The sequence below is a fragment of the Streptomyces sp. NPDC003011 genome (genome assembly GCF_053591515.1).
The window spans coordinates 1-1,273 of sequence record NZ_JBSFTY010000199.1 but is presented as its reverse complement, the minus strand read 5'-3'; the positions used below and the strand labels follow the sequence as shown (position 1 = coordinate 1,273).

General features: G+C 68.9%; 2 protein-coding genes and 1 tRNA gene. 2 read left to right on the top strand and 1 reads right to left on the bottom strand.

The window, feature by feature from the left end; all coding sequences use genetic code 11:
• Positions 1-135 precede the first annotated feature (135 nt).
• A tRNA-Leu gene (locus ACWD0J_RS41295) sits at positions 136-219 on the bottom strand.
• Between the two features lie 427 nt (positions 220-646).
• Between ACWD0J_RS41295 and ACWD0J_RS41290 the strand changes: the two genes are divergently transcribed.
• Complete coding sequence (locus ACWD0J_RS41290; protein ID WP_451501008.1) at positions 647-772, top strand: hypothetical protein; 126 nt, start codon at positions 647-649, stop codon at positions 770-772.
• Positions 760-1,273 (top strand): DUF3662 domain-containing protein (locus ACWD0J_RS41285; RefSeq protein ID WP_451501007.1); only part of this gene is annotated, 514 nt, incomplete at its 3' end. The genes ACWD0J_RS41290 and ACWD0J_RS41285, both read left to right, overlap by 13 nt.

Below are 1,273 nucleotides of genomic sequence, written 5' to 3'. Positions count from 1 at the left end.
GTCCGGACGGGGATGCGGCAGTTCCTCGTCCATGACCTTCATGCCCAGTCGCACGGCCCACACGAGGGCGGCATCGTGATCACGATGCCGCCCGCTCCGTCGTGCAACCAGAGCACTTTCGTCGGTGCTCCGCTGTGCGCGAGGGGGGAGTTGAACCCCCACGCCCTTTCGGGCACTGGAACCTGAATCCAGCGCGTCTGCCTATTCCGCCACCCGCGCATTGGGTGTGTCATCGGGCTGTTCCCCCTGGGGGGCGGCGCCTTCCGACACGCAGAACATTAGCACGCAGCGCGGGGTGGATTCACATCCGTTCCGACCGGGCAGCCGCCGACCAGCGCAGTCTCCGCCCGGCCGCCGAACCCGTCGGACCGGGCGAGCCTGCGGGCCCGTAGGAACGGGTACCGGTCCCTCAAACCGGTGTCCGTTCAGGTATCAACCTCGTACCGGTCCCGTCCGTCTCCCCCGGAGCCGGTCCAGGTCCACAGCCCGGTGCGGGACACTGGTCTGCGGCCCCCTCTACGATCCTTGCCAGGACTATGTCCGAGAAGAGTTCGAAGGGGAGCTCCACAGGGAACCTCGACAGGCGTCGACCCCGTCGACACCCGTCGACCGGGCCGACAGGGGGAACCAGCCGATTCACCGGCGCGTGGATACGATCAGTAAGCAGTACGAGCAGCACGAGCAGTACCAGCGGTACCGAGCACGGAAACGCCCGCTCAGCGGGACGCAGGACGGCAACAGCTACGGAGGAGGTGCCCCATGGGAGTCCTGAAGAAATTCGAGCAGCGTCTCGAAGGTCTGGTCAACGGCACCTTCGCCAAGGTGTTCAAGTCCGAGGTGCAGCCCGTGGAGATCGCGGGAGCGCTCCAGCGCGAGTGCGACAACAACGCCACCATCTGGAACCGCGACCGGACCGTCGTCCCCAACGACTTCATCGTGGAGCTGAGCACGCCGGACTTCGAGCGGCTCAGCCCCTACTCCGGCCAGCTCGGCGACGAACTCGCCGGCATGGTGCGCGACTACGCCAAGCAGCAGCGTTACACCTTCATGGGCCCCATCAAGGTCCACCTGGAGAAGGCGGAAGACCTCGACACCGGCCTGTACCGGGTGCGCAGCCGTACGCTCGCCTCCTCCACCGATCAGCAGGCCGCCACGCCGGCGGCCCCGGCCGGACGGCAGGGTCCCGCGGCTCCGGGCGCTCCCGGCGGGTACGGCTACCCGCCGGCCGCCGCGCCCGCCGGCGCCCCGCTCATGCCGGCCGCGCCGCCCCCCG